A 23,957-nucleotide genomic window follows, 5' to 3' on the forward strand; every position below is an offset into this window, starting at 1 on the left:
CAGCGTGGAGCGCATGTGTGCCGCAGGCGCGAGCACTGCAGCCGGACAAGCAGTTCCATCACTACGAGCGCGAAGGCTGGGGGCTGGACCAGGGCCTGCCGCAGCTGAGCGTGCAGGCGTTCGCCCAGGACCGTCAGGGCTATCTGTGGATCGGCACGATGGGCGGGCTGACCCGCTTCGACGGCGTGCGCATGACCTCGTTCAACGAGGGAGCGCCGGCGCACCTGCCCGGCAACCTGATCAAGGCGCTGCACGCGGACGCCGCCGGCACGCTGTGGATCGGCACCTACCGCGGCCTGTCGCGCTACCGCGACGGACGCTTCACCACGCTGCTGCCGCAGGACCCGCAGGCGCCGTTGCTCAATATCGAGGCGATCGCGACCGACGCGCACGGCAGCGTGCTGGTCGCGGCGCAGGATGGCGTCTACGCGGTGCAAGGCGATCGCCTGCAACTGCGTCACCGCATCGCCGGCGGCGCCTACACGCTGCTGCCGCGCGCCGACGCGCTGTGGGTGGGCACGCGTGGCGCGGTGCTGCGCTTCGTCGCCGGCCAGGACGCGCCGGAGTCGCTGGCACTGCCGCAGGAGGCCGGCACGACGCCGGTGCAGCACCTGCTGGAGGCGCAAGGCAGGCTCTGGGCCGGCACCCGCGACGGCCTGCTGTTGCGCCGCGACGGGCGCTGGCAATGGCTGCCCGATACCGCCGCGACGAGCCGGCGCGCGGTGCAGGCCCTGTTCGAGGACAGCGACCGCAACCTGTGGGTGGGACAGCCCGGCGCGCTGCTGCGCGTGCGCGATGGCGCCATCGTCGAACGCAACCCGGAAAACAAGCCGAACGTCGGCGTCAACGCCATCTTCGAGGACCGCGAGCGCAACCTGTGGCTGGGCAGCAGCTGGAACGGCGCCACCCGGCTGTGGAACGGCTGGACCCGGCGCTACAGCACGCACGAAGGGCTGGACGACGCGCTGGTGTGGACCCTGGCGCGCGATCCGGACGGATCGCTGTGGGTCGGCACCGACAGCGGCCTGTCGCAGCTGCGCGATGGCCGCTACCAACCGCGCCTGAGCCTGGCGCAGTTGCACAACGAGGCGCCCTATACCTTACTGGCCGAACCCGGCCAGCTGTGGATCGGCACCCGCCATGGCGCCGCCCTGTACCGCGACGGCCGGCTCAGCCAGCCGGACTGGCTGACGCCGCTGCGCGACCTGCAGATCAGCGGGATCGTCCGCGATCGCGCGCAGCGGCTGTGGTTCGCCAGCACCGACGGCCTGTTCCGCGCCGACGGCACGCGGCTGCGCCACTACGGCACGGCCGAGGGCCTGCGCGATCCGCGCATCCGCCTGATCCACGAGACCCGCGACGGGCGTTTGCTGGTCGGCGCGCAGTCGGGCCTGTACGAACTGCGCGGCGAGCGCCTGGTCGCGCTGGCGCCGCCGGGCTCGGCGCTGGCCAGCGCCGACGTCACCGCGATCCACGAGCTGCCCGGCGGGCAATGGCTGGTCGGCACCCTCAACGAGCAGTTGTGGCTGTTCGACGGCGCGCACTGGTACGCGTTCGGGGAACAGGACGGGCTGCCGGTGAACGCCGCGTTCTTCATCGCCGACGACGGCCGCGGCGCGATCTGGGTGGCCGGCCTGCGCGGGGTCTACCGCGTGCGCCTGGCCGACCTGCTGCGCCATGCGGCGTCGCCACAGGCGCCGCTGAACGCCGAACTGATGCTCACCGAGCGCGCGCAGCGCCATGGCGGCGTGCAGGGCATGTGCTGCAACGGCGCCGGCAACGGCAAGGGCTTCATCGAGCACGGCGCGCTGTGGCTGCCCAGCCGCGACGGCGTGGTCGCGCTCGACACCGCCGGCATCGTCAAGAATCCGGTGGCGCCGCAGCCGGTTGTGGAGCGGGTGCGTGCGCTGGGCCAGTGGCTGACGCCGCAGGCGCTGCCCGCACCGCTGCCGGAAGGCGCGCGCGACCTCGACTTCGAGTTCACCGCAGCCTCGTTCCAGGCGCCGCAGAACGTCGAGCTGCGCTACCGCCTGCTCGGCTACGACCGCGGCTGGCGCACCCTCGACGACATCCGCCAGCGCGCGGTCAGCTACACCAACCTGCCCGGCGGCGACTACGTCTTCGAAGTCACCGGCAGCAACAACGCCGGCGTGTGGGCGGCCGCGCCGGCGCGGCTGCCGCTGCGGATCGCGCTGCGCTTTCAGGAGACGCCGTTCTACAGGCTGCTGCTGACGCTGGGCGCGTTCGCCCTGCTGCTGTGCGCGGTGGCCCTGGCGCGGCTGCACAACCGGCGCCAGCGCGACATCCTCGAACGCCAGGTGCGCGAGCGCACCCAGGCGCTGCAGGCGGCCAACCAGCGCCTGCAGGAGGCCAGCTTCACCGACGAGCTGACCCAGTTGCGCAACCGCCGCTACCTGTCGCTGCACATCCCCAGCGACATCGCGCTGTACCGGCGCATGGCCGCCAACGACGAGGACATGCTGTCCTCAGGCATGCTGTTCGCGCTGATCGACATCGACCACTTCAAGTCGATCAACGACAGCGGCGGCCACCACACCGGCGACGCGGTGCTGCAGCAGATGGCGCAGTTGCTGGTGCGGCTGACCCGCGAAAGCGACTACGTGGTGCGCTGGGGCGGCGAGGAGTTCCTGCTGGTGCTGCGTTCGGCGCCGCGCGAGAACCTCACCATGGCCGCCGAACGGCTGTGCCGCTCGGTCGCCGCGCACCCCTTCGTGCTCGACCACGGCCGCCAGGGCCGGGTCACCTGCTCGATCGGGCTGGCGGAATTCCCGTTCGTGCACGACCCCGACAACCTGCTCGGCTGGGAACAACTGCTGGTACTGGCGGACCGTGCGCTGTACCAGGCCAAGGCCAAGGGCCGCAACGGCTGGGCGGCGTACCGGCCGGTGCTCGGTGCGCAGGCCGAGCAGGTGCTGGCCGCGCTGCAGGAACCGCTCGCGCGGATGCAGCACCACGCCTGCCTGACCCTGGTGCACAACGGCGGCAGCCTGCCGCCGCCCGCGTGACGCGTTGACGCCTGGCAAGCGCGCGCCGGGCTAAGGTCGTGGCCCATCACGTCTGCCGTCCCGCTCCCATGCGCCTCTGCCTGCTGCTCGCCGCCCTCGCCCTGTCGCCGCCCGCCTCCGCCGCGGCCACCGACGCACCGCCGCGCCACGGCGCGCAACTGGAAGGCTTCGCCTATCCCTATCCGGTGCACTGGTACCGCTTCGACTCGCAGCGCCAGCCGCTGCAGATGGCGTACATGGATGTGGCCCCGACCGGCACGCCGAACGGCCGCACCGTGGTGCTGCTGCACGGCAAGAACTTCTGCGCGGCGACCTGGGAATCGACCATCGCCGCGCTGGTGGCACAGGGCTACCGGGTGCTGGCGCCGGACCAGATCGGCTTCTGCAAGTCGAGCAAGCCGCAGGCCTATCAGTTCAGCTTCGCGCAACTGGCGGCCAATACCCATGCGTTGCTGCAACAGGCCGGCGTGACCCGCGCCGCGATCGTCGGCCATTCGATGGGCGGCATGCTCGCCGCGCACTACGCACTGCAGTACCCGCAGGACGTGAGCCAGCTGCTGCTGGTGAACCCGATCGGGCTGGAGGACTGGAAGGCCGCCGGCGTGCCGTGGCGTAGCGTCGACGACTGGTACGCCAAGGAGCGCAAGACCGACGCGGCTTCGATCAAGCAATACCAGCAGACCGTCTACTACGGCGGACAGTGGAAGCCCGAGTACGACCGCTGGGTGAGCATGCAGGCCGGCCTCTACGCCGGTCCCGGCGGCGACCGCGTGGCCTGGAACCAGGCGCTGACCTCGGACATGGTGTTCAACCAGCCGGTGGTGCAGCGCTTCCCGCAACTGCGCGTGCCGACCACCCTGTTCATCGGCCAGCGCGACCGGACCGCGATCGGCAAGGACCTGGCGCCACCGGCGCTGGCGGCCACCCTGGGCGACTACCCGGTCTTGGGCAAGCGCGCGGCTGCGGCGATTCCCGGCGCGCGCCTGGTCGCCTTCGACGACCTCGGCCATTCGCCGCAAGTGGAAGCGCCACAACGCTTCAATGCGGCCTTGCTCGAGGCGCTGGACACGGCGCCCTGAGCGCGCGCACCCGCGACAGGTCCGGTCACTGACCTTGCACGGCGGCGCGAACGCGTCTTGCCGCGGAATCTCTCGGGTCGTCGCGGCGCCACCGCCGCACCATCGACAAGCAGCGCGCGCTGCACGCATCCGCTCGGCGGTGTGCCTCACGCCCTGCACCACTCACGCTTCGGTGCACTCGACACACCCGCACTGCACCGCAGCATCGAACAATCATGAAAACGTTGTCATCGCAGCAATCCTGGATCTGTCTCGCATTCGTTAGATTTGTCGGTTGACAACGTTGTCTTCTCATTCGGACCCTGCGCGTGCCCGGTCCGCGTGCGAGTCAAACGACGTCGGCGCCACGCGTCTCCAAGCCCCCGGGTGATCGGACTCAAGGAACCAGATGGCGGCTCACCGCCGCTCCTCAGTCGCGCTACCTACCGCATCGGAGGCGTCACCATGAACACGAAATCCGCTGGATCGTGGTTGCTGTTCTGTTGTCTCGTCCTGGCCGGCCTCGCGCCCGGCCAGACCTGGGCCGCCGCGTGCACCGGCGTCGCCGCCTGGAACCCGGCCACCATCTACGCCGCCGGCGACACCCTGACCTACGCCGGCCACCTGTACCGCGCCAACGGTCCGATCTGGAACACCGCGCCGACGTACTGCACCAGTTGCGGCTGGTACCAGGACCTGGGCACCTGCGATGGCAGTTCGAGCAACCAGCCACCGAGCGTGACCATGACCGCGCCCACGACCGGCACCCGCTTCGTGGTCGGCACCACCATCGCCTTGCAGGCGTCGGCCAGCGATCCGGACGGCAGCGTGGCGCGGGTCGAATTCTTCCGCGGCAGCACCTCGCTGGGCAGCGTCAGCGGCGCGCCGTACACGCTGTCCTGGAGCGGCGCGGCGGCCGGCGACTACAGCCTGACCGCGGTGGCCACCGACAACGCCGGCGCCCGCACCACCTCGGCCGCGGTCGCGATCAGCATCGCGGCACCGTCGACCGACACGACCGCCCCAAGCGTGCCGACCGGCCTGGCCGCCACCACGCGCGCCAGCAACGCCATCACCCTGACCTGGAATGCCGCCTCCGACAACGCCGGCGGCAGCGGCCTGGCCGGCTACGACATCCTCCGCGACGGCAATCGCGTGGGCACCTCCAGCACCACCGGCTACACCGACTCGGCGCTGATCGCCGACACTGCGTACGCCTACGCGGTCCGTGCCCGCGACAACGCCGGCAACGTCTCGGCCAGCAGCGCCACGCTGAGCGTGCGCACCCTGCCCGCCAGCGCCGGCGGCAGCAAGCGCGTGATCGGCTACTTCACCCAGTGGGGCATCTACGGCCGCAACTACCAGGTGCGCGACATCCAGACAAGCGGCGCCGCCGGCTACCTGACCCACATCAACTACGCCTTCGGCAACGTCCGCAACAACCGCTGCGAAGTCGGCGTGACCCAGCCGTCGGACAGCAGCACCGGCGCCGGCGGCGATGCATTCGCCGACTACACCAAGGCGTTCTCCGCCGCGCAAAGCGTGGACGGCGTGGGCGATACCTGGGACCAACCGCTGCGCGGCAACTGGAACCAGCTGAAGAAGCTCAAGGCCGCGCATCCGGGGCTGAAGGTGCTGATCTCGCTGGGCGGCTGGACCTGGTCGCGCGGCTTCTCCAGCGCCGCGCGCGCCGAGAATCGCCAGGCGTTTGTCGCCTCGTGCATCGATGCCTACATCCGCGGCAACCTGCCGGTCACCGACGGCGCCGGTGGCGCAACGGCCGCGGCCGGCGTGTTCGACGGAATCGACATCGACTGGGAATACCCGGTGGCCTGCGGCATCGCTTGCGGCAGTGCGGAAGACCGGCAGAACTTCACCGCGCTGCTGGCCGAGTTCCGCCGTCAGCTCGACCAGGTGCGGCCTGGGCTGCTGCTGACTGTGGCGGTCGGCGCCGGCATCGACAAGATCCGCGTCACCGACCCGAACCTGTACGCGCAATACCTGGACTACCTCAACGTGATGACCTACGACTTCCACGGCGCCTGGGATCCGCAGACCAACCACCACTCCGCGCTGTTCGAGTCGTCGGCCGATCCGTCCAGCGGCGACCAGCGCTACTACAACAGCAACGACGCCATCCAGGCCTTCCTCGACCGTGGCGTGCCGGCCGCCAAGCTCAACCTCGGCATCGGCTTCTACGGGCGCGGCTGGACCAACGTGCCCAACGTCAACCACGGCCTGTACCAGAGCGGCAGCGCCGCACCGGGTACCTACGAGGCGGGCATCGAGGACTACAAGGTGCTGCGCGGCCGCGCCGGCACCAGCTATGTCGACGCGCAGGCGCATGCGCACTGGAAGTACGACGGCAGCACCTTCTGGAGCTACGACAACCCGGCGCTGGTCACCGAGAAGATGAACTACGTCAAGACCCAGGGCCTGGGCGGCGCGTTCTTCTGGGAATTCAGCGGCGACTACCAGGGCGAGTTGCTGAAGACCATGGGCCAGGGCCTGCAATGAGCTGCGGCGCCGGCCGTCGTGCAACGCGCGACGGCCGCACCGCGTGACCCGCAGGCATCGGCGTGCAGGCAGCGTTGCCCACACGCCGACTGCCGTCGGGATCGACCCAGTCCGAACCGCGATGCCCGCACATGATGGCGGGCGTCGTTCGCTTCGCTCAGCGCACCGCGATCCGCAGCACGTCGTCGAGCAAGGCCGCCGCTGTGACATCGGCGCCCGCGCCCGGCCCCTGGATCAGCAGCGGCTGCTGCAGATAGCGGTCGCTGTGGATGGCGACGCGGTTGTCGGTGCCGGCACCGCTGGCCAATGGATGCGTCAGCGGCAGCACGCGCAGGCCCACCGAGGCGCCGTGCGCATCGAAGCGACCGACGAAGCGCAGGCAGGCGCCGGCGGCCTGTGCCTGCGCCAGGCGCGCCGCCAGCGGCGCGTCCAATTGTTCGAGTGCGGCATCCAGTTGCGCCAGCGGCACCGTGGCCAGCGCGGCCGGCACCAGCGACTCCACCTGCACCTGCTCGGCGCGCAACGGCAGGCCGGCGGCGCGGGCCAGGATCAGCAGCTTGCGCCGCACGTCCTCGCCGGACAGGTCCTCGCGCGGATCGGGTTCGGTGTAGCCGGCGGCCGCGGCCTCGCGTACGCACACGGAGAAGGCACGGCGGCCGTCGTAGCGATGCAGCAGCCAGGCCAAAGAGCCGGACAGCACGCCTTCCACCGCGTGGATATGGTCGCCACCGGCAACCAGCGCGCGCAGGCTGCTCAGCAACGGCAGCCCGGCGCCGACCGTGGCGCTGTCGCCGTAGTGGGTGCTGGCGGCATGGCGGGCGGCCTGGATCTGTTCGGCCCGCGCCAGCGCGGCGCCCTGGCCGAGCTTGTTGGCGGTGACCACGTGCACGCCGCGCCGCAGCCACTCGGCATGGCGCTGCGCCACCGCCTCGCTGGCGGTGGCGTCGACCACGATGTCGCCACGGCCCAGATCCTCCGGCAACGTCACCGCCTGCGCCGTGCGCGCGGCGGCATTGGCCGCGGCCAGCGCCTGCGCCGGCGTCACCGCGCAATCGGCAACGGTGCGCGAATTGGCCAACCAGGCGAAAGTCGGCAGGCCGGGCCGGCGCTGCTGCAGCGTCTGGTAGCGCGCGACGAAGGCGCGGCCGACGGTGCCGGTGCCGAGCAGGCCCAGCCGCGCGGTGGCCACGTCGGGCACCGTGCGCAGCGGCGCCAGCGGCGCATCGGCCAACCCGCTGCTCACGCGTCCACCCGTTTGCGGGCCAGTGCCTCGCCGGCGCGCTGCGCGCGCTGCAGGCCGGCCTGCAGGTCGGCGACCAGGTCCGCACTGGATTCGATGCCCACCGACAGGCGCAACAGGCCGTCGGAAATCCCGGCCTTGGCGCGCGCCTCGGCGGTCATCGCCGCATGGGTCATGGTCGCCGGATGCGCGATCAGGCTCTCCACGCCGCCCAGCGATTCGGCCAGGGTGAAGTAGCGCAGGCCATCGACGAAGGCGCGCACCTCGGCCTCGCCGCCGGCCAGTTCGAAACTGATCATCGCGCCGAAGCCGCGCTGCTGCCGCGCCGCCACCGTGTGGCCCGGATGCGAGGCCAGGCCCGGGTAATACACCTGGCGCACCGCGGCGTGCGTGGTCAGCAATTCCACCACCGCCTGCGCGTTCTCCTGGTGCGCGCGCAGGCGCGCGTCCAGCGTGCGCAGGCCGCGCAGGGTCAGGAACGCATCGAACGGCGAGCCGGTCAGGCCCAGCGCATTGGCCCACCACACCAGTTGCTGGTGCAGTTCGGCATCGGCCGCGATCACCGCGCCACCGACCACGTCGCTATGGCCGTTGACGTACTTGGTGGTGGAGTGGATCACCAGGTCGGCACCGAAGGCGATCGGGGTCTGCAGCGCCGGCGACAGGAAGGTGTTGTCGACCACCGCCAGCGCGCCGGCCTTGTGCGTGGCGTCGATGACGAAACGCAGGTCGGTGATGCGCAGCAGCGGGTTGGACGGGGTCTCGATCAGCACCAGTTTCGGCGCCTGCGCCAGCGCATCGGCCAGCGAGCGCGGATCGGTCAGGTCGGCGGTGATCAGCGCGAAGTGGCCCTTCTTGGCCAGCGCATTGAACAGGCGCCAGCTGCCGCCGTACGCGTCGTGCGGCACCACCAGCTTGTCGCCGGGCTGCAGCAGCGCGTTGAGCACCAGGTTGATCGCGCCCATGCCGGTCGCGGTGATCACCCCGCCGGCGCCGCCTTCCAGTTCCGCCAGCGCTTCGCCGAGCAGATCGCGAGTAGGGTTGCCGCTGCGGGTGTAGTCGTACTGGCGCTTGTTGCCGAAGCCGTCGAAGCTGAAGTTCGACGACAGCACGATCGGCGGAGTCACCGCGCCGTAGGCGGTATCGCGGTCGATGCCGGCGCGGACCGCGGCGGTGGCGGCACTACAGGGCAGATCGGTGTCGTGGGCAGTGCTCATGCGGCAACTCCGGTGGGGCGAAGGGCGGTGGCGAGAATCGCGTCGATGCGATCGGTTTCTTTCAGGAAGGCGTCGTGGCCGTAGGGCGAACGCAGCACGCGCAGACTGCCGCGCGGGCCCAGGCCTTCGACCAGGGTGACCAGGTCCGACAGCGGCACCAGGCGGTCGCCTTCGACCGCCACCACCACCGTGGGCACGGCGACGGCGGCCGGATCGATGCGGTGCAGGTCGATGGATTCGGACAGGCGCAGGTAGGCGTTGACCTGGGTGCGCGCGACGTACTGCGCGCCAGCGGCGTCCAGGTAGTCTTCGGCGGCGACGCGGACGCGGCCGTTGATCACTTCCGGCGCCGCGTCGAAGCGTTCGCCGAACTCCTCCGGAGTGCGGTAGCTGAGCATCGCGAACTGCCGCGCCAGCGACAGCCCGTGGCTCTCGGCGCATTGCAGCTGGCCCAGTGCCACGGCGCGGCGCTGCAGCGCGCGCCAGGCGGCGGCATACGGATGCGCGCGGTGCGCGCCGCTGACCGCGATCAGCTTCTGCAGGCGCTGCGGATGCCGCACCGCCAGTTGCAGGCCGACCAGCGCGCCGTAGGAGTAGCCGACGAACCCCTGCAGTTGCGCGATGTCCAGCGCGTCCAGCAGCGCGGCGATGGCATCGGCCTGGTCGGCGCTATCGATCGGCGCGTCCAGGCTGCCGTCGGCGCCGACGAAATCGAACGCCAGCAGCCGCCGCTGGGTGGGATCCAGCGCCCGCCCCGGCCCGACCAGGCCTTCCGCCCAGCCCTTCTCGGGAAAGCTGGCGTTGGCGGCGAGATGGCGGTGCGCGGAGATGCCGCCGGCGACGAACACCACCGGCGCGGCAGCCGGGCCGCTCAGTTCGTAGCGCAGGCGCAGCAGTTGCACACCGGCGTGGCGCAGCGGCAACGCGACGGCGATCTCGCCACGCATCGCGTGCACGCCGTCGGCCGGCGCGGCAACGCGGTCGTGGGACGGAGTGGCGGAGGTGGGGCGATCAGGCGAGTTCACGAGGCGCATGGCGGTATCCGGAGAGGAACGGCCATCGAGCTTCGCGGAGCTCGCGTTCGCCATGCAGAAGGCATGGATCGAACCATCTTTCGGCGGACGCGTGGGTCCCCGCAGGATTTGGCACCTACACGGGCGCTTGCGCGTCCGCTGGCTGCCCCGGCATCAAAGGGCCTGTCCCTCCGCCGGTCTCGATGGTGGAGCCACGATGCCAGCGATTTTCGGCCATGTCAATCTCTTTATTCGGATGAAGCGATATGATTTTTCGATCCCTGGCCTCGGCCATACTCCGCTTCCCCCATCGATCCCCCAGTCCGTGCGCCGACGCCGTCCCCGCCGCTGGCTTGCCGTGGTCCTGTCGCTGGCACTGGCGACCGGCACGCCTGCGCAACCGCTGCTACGCTGGAATGCCCCGCGACCCGAACCACAACCATCGCCGGCGTGGCTGCAGGTGACCGCACGCGACAGCGGCCTGCGCGAGGTCGCACTGGGCAATCCGCTCGGCGGCCCGGTGCAGATCCGCCTGCTCGGCGACAGCGCCGGCTTCACCGCCGTCCCCGCGCTGCCGCTGACGGTAGAGCTGGCCGCCGGCGAGCGCCGCGTGGTCGCGCGCCTGTATCCCCCCGGCGACCTCGCCGAGGCCGGCGGCGACGGCGCCCGACTGCGCATCGAGGCCGTCCCCGGTTCGCCGCGCGCCCATGCCGACGCGGTGCTGTATGCCCTGCCCTTCGCCGATCGCCCGGTGCGCATCGACCAGGGCTTCGGCGGCGCCTTCAGCCATCGCGACCCGGCCAACGCCTATGCCCTGGATTTCGCCCTGCCCGAAGGCACGCCGGTGCTGGCCGCGCGCGCGGGCGTGGTGATGGAGGTGCGCGACGACTTCCGCGAATCCGGCACCGACCCGCGCCTGGGCCAGGCCGCCAACCTGGTGCGGGTAGTGCACGCCGACGGCAGCATGGCGATCTACGCACACCTGGCCCCAGGCGGCGTGCAGGTGCGGGCGGGCCAGGCGGTGCAGCGTGGCGACCGCCTCGGCCTGTCCGGCAACACCGGCCTGAGCAGTGGCCCGCACCTGCATTTCGCCGTCCAGCTCAACCGCGGCCTGCGCCTGGAATCGGTGCCGTTCCGGATGGCCGGCCCGCTGGGCGAATTGCGCTTCGCCCATCCCACTCCACCCTGAGCGCGCCGCCTACCGTTCGTCGGCAAACGCATTGACATTCGCCAAGTGTATTGATGTATTAATACACATGGATGCAACCCATCTCCACGTCCAACCCAGCGCCCCCGAGCCGATCTACCGGCAGATCGCCGAACAGATCCGCCGCCTGGTCGCCGCCGGGCAATTGCGCCCAGGCGACGGTCTGCCTTCGGTACGCGAGGTCGCCGCGGTCCACGCGGTGAACCCGATGACGGTCTCGCGCGCCTATAGCCAGCTCGAAGCCGAGGGCGTGCTGGAACGCCTGCGCGGTCGCGGCATGGCGGTGGCCGCGACCGCCGCCGCACCGCAACGGCAGCGCCTGGAGTTGATCGAACCCCGGCTACAGGAACTGGTCCGGCATTGCCGCGAACTGGGCCTGCCGGCGCCTCCCGTGATCGAACGTCTTGAACAGTTGTTTGGAGAACCTGGCGATGAGTAGCGTGGCGATGCAGAGCGCAATCCAGACCGATCTGGACATGGACCTGCCGCTGGCGGCGCACGACCTGCACCTGGCGTTCGGTGCCAGCGACGTGCTGCGAGGCGTGGGCCTGCAGATCGGGCGCGGCGAGGTGGTCGGACTGATCGGCCGCAACGGCGCCGGCAAGAGCACCCTGTTGGCCTGCCTGCTCGGCCTGCTGCAGCCGCAGCGCGGCCAGGCGCGGGTATTCGGCGGTCCGGCGCTGCGCCTGGACGACGCGCGCAAGGCGCGCATCGGCTTCGTGCCCCAGCAGCCCCAGGCCTTCGGCTGGATGCGCGTGGCGGAACTGCTCGCCTTCGCCGCGCAGCTCTATCCGCACTGGGACCCGCAGCGCGCCGACACGCTGCTGCAGCGCTGGGAACTGGACCGCCGCCAGCGCATCGACACGCTTTCGCCCGGCCAGGCCCAGCGCCTGGCCCTGGTGCGGGCGCTGGCGGCGCGGCCGGCGCTACTGGTGCTGGACGAACCGGCCTCGGCGCTGGATCCGGTGGCGCGCCGCGACCTGATGCGCAAGATCGTCACCGAAACCTGCGATGCCGGCACCACCGTGCTGTTCTCCAGCCACATCGTCAGCGACCTGGAACGGGTGGCATCGCGCGTGGCTTTCCTGCACCAGGGCCGGCTGCTGCTCGACCAGCCGCTGGACGAACTCAAGGACAGCGTGTTGCGACTCACGCTGCCGCCGGCCGCCGCCGCGCTGCTCGGCGACGCCGTGCTGCGCGGCGAACTCGCACGGCGCCGCAGCGCCGACGGCGGCACCGCCGTACTGCTGCACGCCAGCGAACCGCCTTCCGCCCTGCTCGGCGTGCCCGGTCTGCGCATCGACCGGCTCGGCCTGGAGGACCTGTTCATCGAGGTGGCGGGATGAAGCGCCTGCTCGCCGATCTGCGCCTGCTGTACGCGGCATCGGGCAGGACCCGATGGGTCTACCCCTGGGTGATCGCCGCGGCATTGGCCCTGACGTGGGTCGACAATCCGCCATCGCCGCTGGTGCTGACCTGCCCCATCGTGCTGCTGCTCTGGGCACGACTCGGCGCACGCTTGCTGAGCCTGCTCGAGCAGGCGCATCGCCTGCGCCTTCCGGGGCTACGCAGTCGCTTCGCGCGCCTGTTCGCATTGGCGGTGACCGGCACCGTGCTGGTGCCGGTCCTGCTGTACGTGCCCCGCGGCAGCGATCCCAGCCTGACGGCACCGACGCTGCTGCTGTGCGCGTCCGGCGGGCTGCTGCTGGCGACAGCGCCGGCGTGGTCCAGTACCGCACTGCTGTGTCTGCCGCCCCTCGGCTTCATGCTGCACTACTGGGTCGGCGTGCCATTGGACGCGTACCCGCGCAGCACCATGCTGGCCATCGCTGCAGCGTGCGTCGCGGGCGCGACGTGGGCGTACCGCCGCGCCAGCACGCCTCGGCCCGTCGCGCTCGCGCCCTGGCTGCGTCCGCTGTGGATGAACCTGCAGCCGCGCCTGCCCGGCGATGGCGCGATCAGGCAGGTGGTCGCATCGCAAACCGGGCGCCGTGGGTGGATGCAGGGCATCGCGCGCCCCAGCGTTCCCTCGGACCTGCACGGCGCACCGGAACGCGCCATGCGCTTCGCACTCGGTCCAGGTTTCGCTCCCGGCAGCGCGGCCGGCACCGCGCTGGCCGTCCTCGTCATGCCGTCGCTGGTGTTGCTGTGGACGCTGCTGCTGGTGGGCACGCAATCGCCGACGCTGCCGCTGATCCTGGCCAACGTCATGGCCAACCTGTCCAGCGCGAAGTTTCTGCAACGACTGTGGCTCTGGCGCAAGCACGGCAACCTCGGCCTGATGGAAAGCGCCCTGCTGCCCGGCCTGGGCGCACCCGGGCAGATCGGCACGCTGTTCAACCAGGTGGTGCTGAAATGCGCGATCGCGGCGATGCTTCCGTGGCTGTGCCTGTCCTGGCTGCTCGGGCTGCTCAGACACGCCCCGACCGCCTACTACCCACTGACGGTGTCGATCACCCTGACCGGGACCCTGCTTGCCAGCACCGTCCTGCTGGCCTGCCTGCGCTGGCCGCGCAGCGTGTCGGCGCTGGTCGCGGCGCACTGCGCACTGACGCTGCTGGGCGCCATCAGCATCGGCCAGGTCGGCCTGCCCCGCGCGGTGGCACCGCACTGGCTGGCACCAGCCTGGAGCCTGCTGCTGCTTGGCATGGTCATCGTCTACAACCTGATGGCACGCCAATCCAGCAAGCGCCCGCACCCCTGGCTGCTCAACTGAACGGCCGTAGCGGGAAGCCCGCTATAATCGCGGGCTTCCTCCGTTGCCGATGACGCCCCATGCGGGCGTGCCGCCCATGTCCGAAGTCGCCACCGAAGCTGCGCGCCGCCGCACCTTCGCCATCATTTCCCATCCCGACGCCGGCAAGACCACGCTGACCGAGAAGCTGCTGCTGTTCGGCGGGGCGATCCAGATGGCCGGCTCGGTGAAGGGCCGCAAGGCCGCGCGCCATGCCACCTCGGACTGGATGGCGCTGGAAAAGGAGCGCGGCATCTCGGTGACCTCGTCGGTGATGCAGTTCCCGTACGAAGGCAAGATCATCAACCTGCTCGACACCCCCGGCCACGCCGACTTCGGCGAGGACACCTACCGCGTGCTCACCGCGGTGGACTCGGCGCTGATGGTGATCGACGTGGCCAAGGGCGTGGAAGAGCGCACCATCAAGCTGATGGAGGTGTGCCGGCTGCGCGACACGCCGATCATGACCTTCATCAACAAGCTCGACCGCGAGGGCAAGGATCCGATCGACCTGCTCGACGAGGTCGAGACCGTGCTCGGCATCGAATGCGCGCCGGTGACCTGGCCGATCGGCATGGGCCAGCGCCTGAAGGGCGTGGTGCACCTGGTGACCGGCGAAGTGCACCTGTACGAACCCGGCCGCAACTTCACCCGCCAGGATTCGACCATCTTCCCGTCGCTGGACGCGCCCGGCCTGGCCGAGAAGATCGGCGAACAGATGCTGGCCGAACTGCGCGAGGAACTGGAACTGGTGCAGGGCGCCAGCCACGCCTTCGACCTGGACGCCTACCGCGCCGGCAAGCAGACCCCGGTGTTCTTCGGTTCGGGCGTCAACAACTTCGGCGTGCAGCCGCTGCTGGACTTCTTCGCCGAGCACGCGCCGCCGCCGCAGCCGCGCGCCACCACCGGCCGCCAGGTGCAGGCCGGCGAGGACAAGCTCACCGGCTTCGTGTTCAAGATCCAGGCCAACATGGATCCGCAGCATCGCGACCGCGTCGCCTTCATGCGCATCTGTTCGGGCCGCTTCGCCGCCGGCATGAAGACCCTGCACGTGCGCACCGGCAAGGAGGTCAAGCTGGCCAACGCGCTGACCTTCATGGCCAGCGACCGCGAGATCGCCGCCGAGGCCTATCCCGGCGACGTCATCGGCATCCACAACCACGGCACCATCTCCATCGGCGACACCTTCACCGAAGGCGAGTCGCTGTCGTTCACCGGCATTCCCAACTTCGCCCCGGAACTGTTCCGCCGCGCGCGCCTGCGCGACCCGCTCAAGCTCAAGCAATTGCAGAAGGGCCTGGCGCAGCTGTCCGAGGAAGGCGCCACCCAGTTCTTCCGCCCATTGATGAGCAACGACCTGATCCTCGGTGCGGTCGGCACGCTGCAGTTCGACGTGGTCGCCTACCGGCTCAAGGACGAGTACGGGGTGGACGCCAGCTTCGAACCGGTGGGCGTGGTCACCGCGCGCTGGGTGCACTGCGACAACCCCAAGAAGCTGGAAGAGTTCCGCGAGAAGAACGCGATGAACCTCGGCATCGACGCCGCCGGCGAACTGGTCTACCTGGCGCCGACCCGGGTCAACCTGCAACTGGCGCAGGAACGCGCGCCGGATGTGCGCTTCGCCGCCACGCGCGAACATGCGCACAGCGTGGCGGTGGAATGACCGCCATGTGACCGCGGGCGTGCGCCGGCTGAGCGCACGCCCAACCGGCGGCGCCGTGTTGCGCCGCAGCGGATGCGAACCGCTCGCAATTGCGCTACCGTGCGGGCCCATGGATGCAGACCGGTCGCCCGCCTACTCGAACGCCGACGCGCAGCCTTCCACGGACTGGCGCGACGAACTGGCCAGCGCCCTGACCCACGGCCTCGGCGCCATCGCCGCGCTGGCCGGCGGCTCGGTGCTGATCACCCTGGCCGCCATCTACGGCGACGGCTGGCAGCTCGCCACCGCGATCGTGTTCAGCGTCACCTTGCTGCTGCTGTACGTGGCCTCGACGCTGTACCACGCCATCCCGCATCCCGGCGCCAAGGCGCGCCTGCAGATCTTCGACCACTGCGCGATCTACCTGCTGATCGCCGGCACCTACACCCCGTTCACCTTGATCGGCCTGCGCGGCCCGTGGGGCTGGGGCCTGTTCGCAGCGATCTGGACCATCGCCGTGGCCGGGGTGATCTTCAAGCTGTTCTTCACTGGTCGCTTCCGCCTGCTGTCGACCATCCTGTACATCGCGATGGGCTGGCTGATCGTGGTGGCGATCGAACCGCTGCTGCGCTCCGTCGACGCCTGGACCCTGGGCTGGCTGCTGGCCGGCGGTCTGTTCTACACCCTCGGCACGTATTTCTACCAGCGCGACACCGTGCGCTACTTCCACGCCATCTGGCATCTGTTCGTCCTCGCCGGCAGCGTCTGCCACTTCGTGGCGGTGACCGGCCAGGTGCTGTAGGCAGACCATCGGCCGTTCGCCGGCGTCCCGAACACCCGCCCTCCCAGGGCGGCATGACGGACCGCTCTGCGATCGCAACGCCTACCCAGGCATTCGCTTGGAATGTCGAGCGCATGGCGTGCGCTCTGCAGCAACGCCGATCAGCTCTTGCGCTTCTGACACGCTCCAGCAGAGACGACCATGTGCGATGGATGCTGGTTGACATAGCGCTGCTTCGTCGCGAACGCCCCATCCGGTTCCGTTTCGAGGTTGTCGGAGACATGGATCGTGAAGGTTCCAACTTCCGAGAATGCGGCGACCACGTGCTCCTTGCCTTCCGCATCCCAATACATCCCGGCCGCGATGGCAGGCGTAATAACCACGCGCCCACCGGTTGCCGAAACGCCCTCGCACTGGGTCTCGCTGTCCATCAAAACAAGGAATCTTCCGCTCGGCGCCAGAATGCCCACTTCAATCGGATCGATGTTCCCGACGTCGATGCGCACAAGCTGCGCCGGATCCACATCCGCCTGAGACGCGCCACCCAACGGCGACACTAGACAAAAGGCAGCGACGGCGAGTGGAAACCTGCCGAAGCGCTTGGCTGACTCTCTCACACGCATCCCCTGTCAGATACACCGACGACCGCTGATTGACCGGGACCAAGGGTGATGCACTGCGATGCTGTAGGCGGCCAGAAAGCCACCTTCACCATCGAGTACCTTGGAATCGCCGTCAGCGATCTCCGGCCCTTCCCGTGAGCGGCAGCGTCTGATCCCGCAGGCAACCCACATGCATCATGCATCCCCGGTGTGGACGCGGACAACGCCCATCGGACCCGCCATCCCTTCCGCTTTCGCACCCCGTGCACGGCGGCTGCCTAGGATGGCCGCATGGCTCGCGACCCCGCTTCCGCATCCCGCTCCTGGCCCTGGCGGCGCAACGACGGCCGCCTGCGGCGCTGGCCGTTCGTGCTCGGCGCGCTGGTGCTGCTCCTGCTCGTCATCATCCTGATCTTCGACTGGAACTGGTTCAAGGCGCCAGTGGAACGCGCGGTGCAGGCGCGCACCGGCCGCGCCTTCCATATCGACGGCAACCTGGACGTGGACCTGGGCCGCATCGTCACCGTGCGTGGCGATCGCCTGCGCTTCGCCAACGCCGACTGGTCGAAGCAGGCGCAGATGGCCAGCGCCGACCGCGCCGAACTGGACATCGCGCTGTGGCCGCTGCTGCGCGGACGCGTGCGCATCCCCGAGATCCGCCTGACCAAGCCCGATCTGCTGCTGGAAACCGGACCGAACGGACAGCCCGGCAACTGGGTGTTCGGCCAGTCCGACGGCGGCCGTCCGGTCGTGCTCGGCGCCCTGCTGGTACAGCAGGGACACCTGCGCTTCCAGGACCCGGCCGGGCGCACCGAGATCGACATCGCCGTCGACAGCCAGGTCGGGCAGCGCCGCCGTGGCGATGCCGCCCCGCCGATCGCAGTCAGCGGCGACGGCCGCTGGCGCGGCAATCCCTTCACCCTGAAAGGCAGTACCGCCTCGCCGCTGGAACTGAGCGAGAGCGACCATCCGTTCCGCGTCGACCTGCGTGGCAGCGCCGGCAGCACCCGCGCGCACATGCGCGGCACCCTGACCAATCCGTTCCAGTTGCGCGTGTTCGACCTGCAACTGCAACTGGCCGGCACCGACATGGCCCACCTGTATCCGCTGCTGGGCATCGCCATTCCCTCCACCCCGCCCTACCAGTTGGACGGACGCCTGCAGCGCGACGGCGATCGCTGGCGCTACCAGGACTTCCGCGGCCGCGCCGGCGACAGCGACCTGGCCGGCACGGTGCAGATCGACACTGCGGGCCAGCGCCCGTTCCTGCGCGCCGACCTGCGTTCGCAGCGGCTGGATTTCGACGACCTGGCCGGCTTCGTCGGCGCGCCGCCGCGCACCGGCGCCGGCGAGACAGCCAATGCCGAGCAGAAGGCGCAGGCGGCCAAGCTCGCCGCCACCGACAAGGTGCTGCCGTCCACCCCATACGACCTCGGCAAGCTGCGCGCGATGGACGCCGACGTGCGCTGGAAGGCGCAGCGCATCAATGCGCCGTCGCTGCCGCTGGACGACATGGACGCGCACCTGAAGCTCGATGACGGCGTCCTGCTGCTGCAACCGCTGAACTTCGGCGTGGCTGGCGGCGACCTGCGCTCGGACATCCGCATGGATGCGCGCAAGCCCACCCTGTTCACCCGCGCGCAGGTGTCGATCCGCGGCGTGCAACTGGGCAAGCTGTTCCCCGACGGCAAGCTGGCCAAGGAAGCCGCCGGCGCGATCGGCGGCGAGATCGCGCTGGCCGGCAGCGGCAACTCGATCGCGCAGATGCTCGGCAGCGCCGACGGCAACGTCGCGGTCGGCATGGGCAAGGGCCGGATCAGCAACCTGGTGATGGAGCTGGCCGGGCTGGATATCGCCGAATCGCTGAAGTACCTGGTGACCAAGGACCGCGAGATCCCGGTGCGCTGTGCGTTCGGCGACTTCGGCGTGCAGCACGGAGTGATGACCTCGCGCGGCCTGGCCTTCGACAGCACCGACACCCTGCTGGTCGGCAGCGGCACCATCGACCTGCGCCAGGAACGCCTGGACCTGCTGCTGAAGGCGCAACCCAAGGACCACAGCATCCTCGCCCTGCGCTCGCCGCTGCGCGTCGGCGGCACCTTCAAGGACCCGAGCTTCCGCCCCGATTTCAAGGCCCTGGGCCTGCGCGGCGCGATCGCCGTCGCCCTGGGCAGCATCGCCCCGCCGGCCGCCCTGCTGGCGACCATCGAGACCGGGCCGGGGAAGGATATTCAGTGCGGGCGGTGAAGCCGGGAGTGGGGAATCGGGAATGGGGAATCGTCAGATCAAGAGCGCATTGCGTGGTCTGACATCGCCAGGCGAATCACGCCCAAACGCATAACGCGGGATCCGCGCTCCTGCCTTTCCCATTCCCCATTCTCTTTTCCCGACTCCCAGCCCCTCAGCTCCTGATGTACTCCTGCAACTGATCCAGCTCCTCGCGCTGCTCTTCGATCACCGCCTTGACCAGGTCGCCGATCGAGATCACGCCGATCACGGTGCCGGCGTCCACCACCGGCAGGTGGCGGATGCGTTGCCCGGTCATCAGTTCCATGCACTGCTGCACGCTCTGCGACGGGTCCACGGTGTGCACCCTGCTGCTCATGATGTCGCGCACCGGCGTGGTCGCCGAGGAGCGGTCCTGAAGGACCACCTTGCGTGCGTAGTCGCGCTCGGACAGGATCCCGGACAGCTGTCCGTCCTGCAGCACCAGCACCGCGCCGATGCCCTTGGCGGCCATCAGCCGCAGCGCCTCGATCACCGCCGTGTCCGGCGCGACCGCGTGGATCTCATTGCCCTTTTCGCTCAAGACCTGCCGTACCGTCCGCATCGCTGCCTCCCGGTTCGCTGGATCGCACGGCCGAGCATACTCCTTCGCCCGGTGCACGCCAGGTCTCCACCAGGTACAGCGGACGTTGCTTGGATTCCTCGTACAGCCGGCCCAGGTATTCGCCGATCAGGCCCAGCGCGATCAGTTGCACGCCCCCCAGGAACAGGATGACCGCCATCATCGTCGGCCAGCCGGCCACCGGGTCGCCCCACAGCGCCGCCTTGACCACCACCCAGATCGCGAACAGGAAGGCGCCCACCGCTGTCGCCAGGCCCAGGTAGGTGGCCACCCGCAATGGCGCGGTGGAGAAGCCGGTGATGCCGTCCAGGGCGAAGTTCCACAACCGCCACAGACTGAACTTGCTGCGCCCGGCCAGCCGCGGCGCACGCCGGTACGGCACCGCCAGGCGGCGGAAACCGATCCAGCCGAACAGTCCCTTCATGAAGCGGTGGCGCTCGCGCAACTGCCGCAGCGCGGCCAGCGCGCGCGGCGACAGCAGGCGGAAATCGCCGGTATCGGCGGGGATCGGCGTCTTCGACAGGCGCCCGATCACCCGGTAGAACAGCGCCGCGGTGCCGCGCTTGAGCCAGCCCTCGCCTTCGCGCACCAGGCGCGTACCGTAGATATCGTCGTAGCCGGCGCGCCAATGCGCGACGAACTGTCCGATCAGTTCCGGCGGATCCTGCCCATCGGCGTCCAGCAGCATCGCCGCGCCGCGATCGACGCAGTCCAGACCGGCGGTCAGCGCCAGTTCCTTGCCAAAATTGCGCGACAGGCGCAGCGCGCCGACCCGCGGATCGGACGCGGCCAGCGCCTGGATCGTCTCCCAGGTGGCATCGCGGCTGCCGTCGTCCACGTACAGCACCCGCCCCTCCAGTCCCGGCACGGCGTCGAGCGCGGCGAGGATGCGCGGGTGCAGCAGCGGCAGGGTCTGCGCCTCGTTGAACGCAGTGACGACGACGGTGAGACGTTCGGATTCCATCGGCGGATGGTACGGAGCCGCCTGCGGGTTCACCAGCAGTGGGCATCACCTGACGAGCCACTCCCTTCTCCCATTGGGAGAAGGTGCCCCGAAGGGGCGGATGAGGGTACGTCTGCTGCCGAACCCCACCACGCTCACGTGCCGGCCGTACCCTCACCCCAACCCCTCTCCCGAAGGGAGAGGGGCTTTGAATCCCTTCTCCCATCGGGACCATGGCCCCTTCTTGGGGGAAGGTGCCCCGAAGGGGCGGATGAGGGTGCGCCTGCCGCCGAACCCCACCACGCTCACCTGCCGCCGTACCCTCACCCCAACCCCTCTCCCGGGGGGAGAGGGGCTCAAGCTACGGCGCCTGCAGATAAGCCGGGCCGCCCAGTTGCCGGGTCTGGCGCTGGATCCAGTTGGCGCGGCCCTGCACGTACGGGCCTGGACGCGCGGCGTTGTAGCGCTGCGGCGCCGGCAGCACCGCCGCCAGCAGCGCGCTCTGCGCCGGCGTCAGCTGCGCCGCGTCCTTGTTCCAGAAGCTGCGCGCCGCCGCCTGTGCGCCATACACGCCGTCACCGAACTCGGCAACGTTGGCGTACACCTCCAGAATGCGCTGCTTCGACCACAGCGCCTCGATCAGCACCGTGTACCAGGCCTCCAGGCCCTTGCGCAGCCAACTGCGGCCTTGCCACAGGAACAGGTTCTTGGCGACCTGCTGGCTGATGGTGCTGGCGCCGCGCAGACGGCCGCCGCGCGAGTTGTGGTCGCGCGCCTTCTCGATCGCATCCAGATCGAAGCCGTGATGGCTTGGGAAGCGCTGGTCTTCCGCGGCGACCAGGGAGATCGGCAGGCTCGGCGCGATCTGCGCGGTGTCGCGCCAGTCGTACGCGATGCGGTACGACCAGTCGCCACTGGCCCAGGCACCAAGCTGGCGCTCCAGCATCATCGCCGAGAACGGCGGGTCGACGAAGCGCAGCAGCAACACCTGCGACACGCTCGCCAGCACGAACAGCAACGGCGCCAGCAGCAGCCAGCGCCGCCAGCGCCTGGCCCGTGGACGCGCCGGCAGAGCGCCACTTGCATCGCGGCGCCCCGCCCCCATTCCTATGCTTTCTTCGATCTGGTCCACCGTGACGATCCACTCTCGTGCGGTCGCCATCTTCCCATGCGCAGCGAGGCCGCAATGCATTCTTCCGACGATCGTCTGACCCGCTTCCTGCTCCCCGGCGCCGGCGTGCGCGGCGTGCACGTACGCCTGCACGACACCTGGCGCGAGATCCTGGCGCCGGCCAGCTATCCTGCCGCGGCCACCGAACTGCTGGGCGAGGCCTGCGTCGCCGCGGCCCTGTTCACCGGCCATACCAAGGTCGACGGGCGCCTGTCGGTGCAGTTGCGCAGCCAGGGCGCGCTGCGCACCCTGTTCGCCGAGTGCACCGCCGCCGGCACGCTGCGCGGCATCGTCCAGTTGGGCGAGGGCCAGGACGCGCCGCGCGACCTGCGCGTGCTCGGCGACGATGCCCTGCTGGCGATCACCATCGAGAACCCCGGCCTGGACCCGCGCGAACCGCAGCGCTACCAGAGTCTGGTGGCGATGTCCTCGGCCGAGCTGGACGAAGCCTTCGAGGACTACTTCCGCCAGTCAGAGCAGTTGCCGACGCGGCTGATCCTGGCCGCCGACGGTACGCACGCCGCCGGCCTGCTGCTGCAGAAGCTGCCGGGCGACGCCGGCGACGAGGACGGCTGGAACCGCGCCGGCGCGCTGTTCGAGACCGTCGGCGAGGCCGAACTGCTGGCCACGCCGGCCGAAACCCTGCTGCACCGGCTGTTCCACGAGGAGACCCCGGAACTGCTCGGCGACCGCCCGCTGCGCTTCGGCTGCTCGTGCTCGCGCGAGCGGGTCGCGGCGATGCTGCGCTCGCTCGGCGAGGAAGAAGCGCGGGCGGCGGCCGAGGCGACCGGCCAAGTTGAGATCCGCTGCGAGTTCTGCGGCCGCCACTATGACTTCCCCTTGACGGAATTCGGAGTATTGTTTGCCGTAACGCAGGCTGAACCGACGTCCTCGGAGCGCTTGCACTAGCTGAAACGCGCGTCGCGACCGGGGAGTCCGACTTGTTAAAGAAACATAAACCCTCTAGCATCGACCACCCTGTCCGGCGGGAACTTTCGTGCCCGCCCCAAGTCTCAGATTGCTGATGCGACCCTTCCTGCGCCTACCGCTCGCCCTGCTGATCGCCCTTGCGGCGAGCACGGGCGCGCACGCGCAGAGCAAGCCCGCCACTGGTCACGACCGCACCGTGTTGCCGGTCTGGAACAAGGGCAGCGGCAAGGTCGAGGCGCTGCTGTACCTGGAGCCCACCGGCGAACAGGCGGTCGGCGCGCGCTGGCATTTCGGCCGCAACTCCCTGGATGCAGCGTTCGGCCTGTCCTCCGGCGACTCGCTGGGCCTGCTGTGCAACAGCGCCAGCGGCGGCAGCATCAGCGGCTTGGCCAGCCACTGCATGCTGGCCAGCCTGGGCGACGACGACGGCACCACCGGCCACCATGTCGCCGCCACCACCACCTTCAACCGCCCCGGCGGGCGCCTGTCGCTGTCGGCGGGCACCGGCCGCGAGAACCTCCCCGCCTGGCTGGCCGGCGCCAACAAGACGCCGTCGATGCGGATGGAGCAGAACGACCTGACCGTCTTCGCGCAGCAGAACATCGGCCGCGAGGGCTTTGTCTCGATCGGCGGCACTTACGCCAAGGCCCGCCTGGTGCCGATCGCCGACGCCACCCCGGCCATGCTCGACCGCTGGGACAGCAAGAGCCTGAGCATCGGCGGCGGCTACGGCTCGTTCAGCGCCAACGTGATCGGCCGTGTCGTCGACGCCCCGGGCCAACCCGGCAAGTGGACCGGCCTGGGCGTAGGCCTGACCTGGCGCACCCCGTGGAGCGGCCAGCTGACCGTGGGCGCCGAGAACGTCATCACCCGCGGCAAGAACCCGTTCTCGCCGAACAACATCAGCACCGAAGAGGGGACCATCCCCTACGTGCGCTACGAGCAGGATCTGTAGGCCTCGCCAACTCGGTCTCACCACGAGACACACGCCGCCTGCCCAACAGCTCCTCACGGGGCTTTTTTCATTT

At 69.9% G+C, this 23,957-nt stretch carries 19 protein-coding genes, 1 pseudogene and 1 riboswitch; of the genes and pseudogenes, 13 read left to right on the forward strand and 7 right to left on the reverse strand.

The annotated features are described in order from the left end of the window. Window positions 1-17: 17 nt before the first annotated feature. From CEK69_RS08615 to CEK69_RS08625, 4 genes and pseudogenes are all read left to right on the forward strand, one after another. Window positions 18-3,026 (forward strand): ligand-binding sensor domain-containing diguanylate cyclase, encoded by a 3,009-nt coding sequence (locus tag CEK69_RS08615; RefSeq protein ID WP_226975097.1) that lies wholly within the window; start codon window positions 18-20, stop codon window positions 3,024-3,026. 68 nt (window positions 3,027-3,094) lie between these two features. Further along, on the forward strand, window positions 3,095-4,105 hold the full coding sequence (locus CEK69_RS08620) for an alpha/beta hydrolase (RefSeq protein WP_152245046.1): 1,011 nt from the start codon (window positions 3,095-3,097) through the stop codon (window positions 4,103-4,105). A gap of 723 nt (window positions 4,106-4,828) precedes the next feature. After that, window positions 4,829-5,011 (forward strand): annotated as a pseudogene (locus CEK69_RS21250) (Ig-like domain-containing protein); the annotation flags it as partial. A 270-nt stretch (window positions 5,012-5,281) separates the two neighbouring features. Beyond that, complete coding sequence (locus CEK69_RS08625) at window positions 5,282-6,601, forward strand: glycoside hydrolase family 18 protein (protein WP_226975102.1); 1,320 nt, start codon at window positions 5,282-5,284, stop codon at window positions 6,599-6,601. A gap of 157 nt (window positions 6,602-6,758) precedes the next feature. Here the strand turns inward: CEK69_RS08625 and CEK69_RS08630 are convergent, their stop codons facing one another. Genes CEK69_RS08630 through CEK69_RS08640 form a run of 3 tightly spaced genes read right to left on the reverse strand, consistent with a single transcriptional unit; the run spans window position 6,759 to window position 10,092 of the window. Continuing rightward, window positions 6,759-7,832: a homoserine dehydrogenase gene (locus CEK69_RS08630; RefSeq protein ID WP_343195289.1), complete on the reverse strand. Its 1,074-nt coding sequence runs from the start codon at window positions 7,830-7,832 to the stop codon at window positions 6,759-6,761. Between the two features lie 8 nt (window positions 7,833-7,840). Next, the gene (locus CEK69_RS08635) at window positions 7,841-9,058 is read right to left on the reverse strand and encodes an O-succinylhomoserine (thiol)-lyase (protein WP_152245048.1); all 1,218 of its coding nucleotides are present in this window, start codon (window positions 9,056-9,058) and stop codon (window positions 7,841-7,843) included. After that, complete coding sequence (locus CEK69_RS08640) at window positions 9,055-10,092, reverse strand: homoserine O-succinyltransferase (protein WP_150409327.1); 1,038 nt, start codon at window positions 10,090-10,092, stop codon at window positions 9,055-9,057. The genes CEK69_RS08635 and CEK69_RS08640 overlap by 4 nt, the downstream gene beginning before the upstream one ends. 70 nt (window positions 10,093-10,162) lie before the next feature. Next, window positions 10,163-10,281, reverse strand: a riboswitch (SAM riboswitch). 244 nt (window positions 10,282-10,525) lie between these two features. On the opposite strand from CEK69_RS08640, the gene CEK69_RS08645 reads away from it, so the two are divergent. From CEK69_RS08645 to CEK69_RS08670, 6 genes are all read left to right on the forward strand, one after another. Then, window positions 10,526-11,260, forward strand: a complete 735-nt coding sequence (locus CEK69_RS08645; protein WP_343195290.1) for a M23 family metallopeptidase — start codon at window positions 10,526-10,528, stop codon at window positions 11,258-11,260. A 67-nt stretch (window positions 11,261-11,327) separates the two neighbouring features. Continuing rightward, entirely contained in the window at window positions 11,328-11,717 is a 390-nt protein-coding gene (locus tag CEK69_RS08650; RefSeq protein ID WP_017910488.1) for a GntR family transcriptional regulator, read from the forward strand. Further along, window positions 11,710-12,624: an ABC transporter ATP-binding protein gene (locus tag CEK69_RS08655; RefSeq protein WP_193313942.1), complete on the forward strand. Its 915-nt coding sequence runs from the start codon at window positions 11,710-11,712 to the stop codon at window positions 12,622-12,624. The genes CEK69_RS08650 and CEK69_RS08655 overlap by 8 nt, the downstream gene beginning before the upstream one ends. Further along, complete coding sequence (locus CEK69_RS08660) at window positions 12,621-13,994, forward strand: hypothetical protein (protein ID WP_152245050.1); 1,374 nt, start codon at window positions 12,621-12,623, stop codon at window positions 13,992-13,994. Before CEK69_RS08655 ends, CEK69_RS08660 begins: the two co-directional genes overlap by 4 nt. A 76-nt stretch (window positions 13,995-14,070) precedes the next feature. After that, window positions 14,071-15,675, forward strand: a complete 1,605-nt coding sequence (locus CEK69_RS08665) for a peptide chain release factor 3 (protein WP_017910485.1) — start codon at window positions 14,071-14,073, stop codon at window positions 15,673-15,675. A gap of 109 nt (window positions 15,676-15,784) precedes the next feature. After that, window positions 15,785-16,456: a hemolysin III family protein gene (locus tag CEK69_RS08670; protein WP_017912941.1), complete on the forward strand. Its 672-nt coding sequence runs from the start codon at window positions 15,785-15,787 to the stop codon at window positions 16,454-16,456. Window positions 16,457-16,596: 140 nt separating this feature from the next. On the opposite strand, the gene CEK69_RS08675 is transcribed toward CEK69_RS08670, so the two are convergent. Further along, window positions 16,597-16,941: a hypothetical protein gene (locus tag CEK69_RS08675; RefSeq protein ID WP_152245052.1), complete on the reverse strand. Its 345-nt coding sequence runs from the start codon at window positions 16,939-16,941 to the stop codon at window positions 16,597-16,599. 387 nt (window positions 16,942-17,328) lie between these two features. Between CEK69_RS08675 and CEK69_RS08680 the strand changes: the two genes are divergently transcribed. Then, window positions 17,329-19,284: an AsmA family protein gene (locus CEK69_RS08680; protein WP_152245054.1), complete on the forward strand. Its 1,956-nt coding sequence runs from the start codon at window positions 17,329-17,331 to the stop codon at window positions 19,282-19,284. Between the two features lie 154 nt (window positions 19,285-19,438). Here CEK69_RS08680 and CEK69_RS08685 read toward each other — a convergent pair whose 3' ends face one another. From CEK69_RS08685 to mtgA, 3 genes are all read right to left on the reverse strand, one after another. Then, on the reverse strand, window positions 19,439-19,867 hold the full coding sequence (locus CEK69_RS08685) for a CBS domain-containing protein (RefSeq protein WP_043090869.1): 429 nt from the start codon (window positions 19,865-19,867) through the stop codon (window positions 19,439-19,441). After that, the gene (locus tag CEK69_RS08690; RefSeq protein ID WP_152245056.1) at window positions 19,827-20,849 is read right to left on the reverse strand and encodes a glycosyltransferase family 2 protein; all 1,023 of its coding nucleotides are present in this window, start codon (window positions 20,847-20,849) and stop codon (window positions 19,827-19,829) included. Before CEK69_RS08690 ends, CEK69_RS08685 begins: the two co-directional genes overlap by 41 nt. Before the next feature lie 340 nt (window positions 20,850-21,189). Continuing rightward, window positions 21,190-21,933: a monofunctional biosynthetic peptidoglycan transglycosylase gene (mtgA, locus tag CEK69_RS08695; RefSeq protein WP_152245134.1), complete on the reverse strand. Its 744-nt coding sequence runs from the start codon at window positions 21,931-21,933 to the stop codon at window positions 21,190-21,192. 81 nt (window positions 21,934-22,014) lie between these two features. On the opposite strand from mtgA, the gene CEK69_RS08700 reads away from it, so the two are divergent. Further along, the gene (locus CEK69_RS08700; protein WP_026143742.1) at window positions 22,015-22,908 is read left to right on the forward strand and encodes an Hsp33 family molecular chaperone HslO; all 894 of its coding nucleotides are present in this window, start codon (window positions 22,015-22,017) and stop codon (window positions 22,906-22,908) included. 115 nt (window positions 22,909-23,023) lie between these two features. Then, complete coding sequence (locus CEK69_RS08705; RefSeq protein WP_148827644.1) at window positions 23,024-23,884, forward strand: hypothetical protein; 861 nt, start codon at window positions 23,024-23,026, stop codon at window positions 23,882-23,884. Window positions 23,885-23,957: the final 73 nt, after the last annotated feature.

The organism is Xanthomonas sp. LMG 12462, from assembly GCF_009192885.1.
Taxonomy (GTDB): Bacteria; Pseudomonadota; Gammaproteobacteria; order Xanthomonadales; family Xanthomonadaceae; genus Xanthomonas_A; species Xanthomonas_A sontii.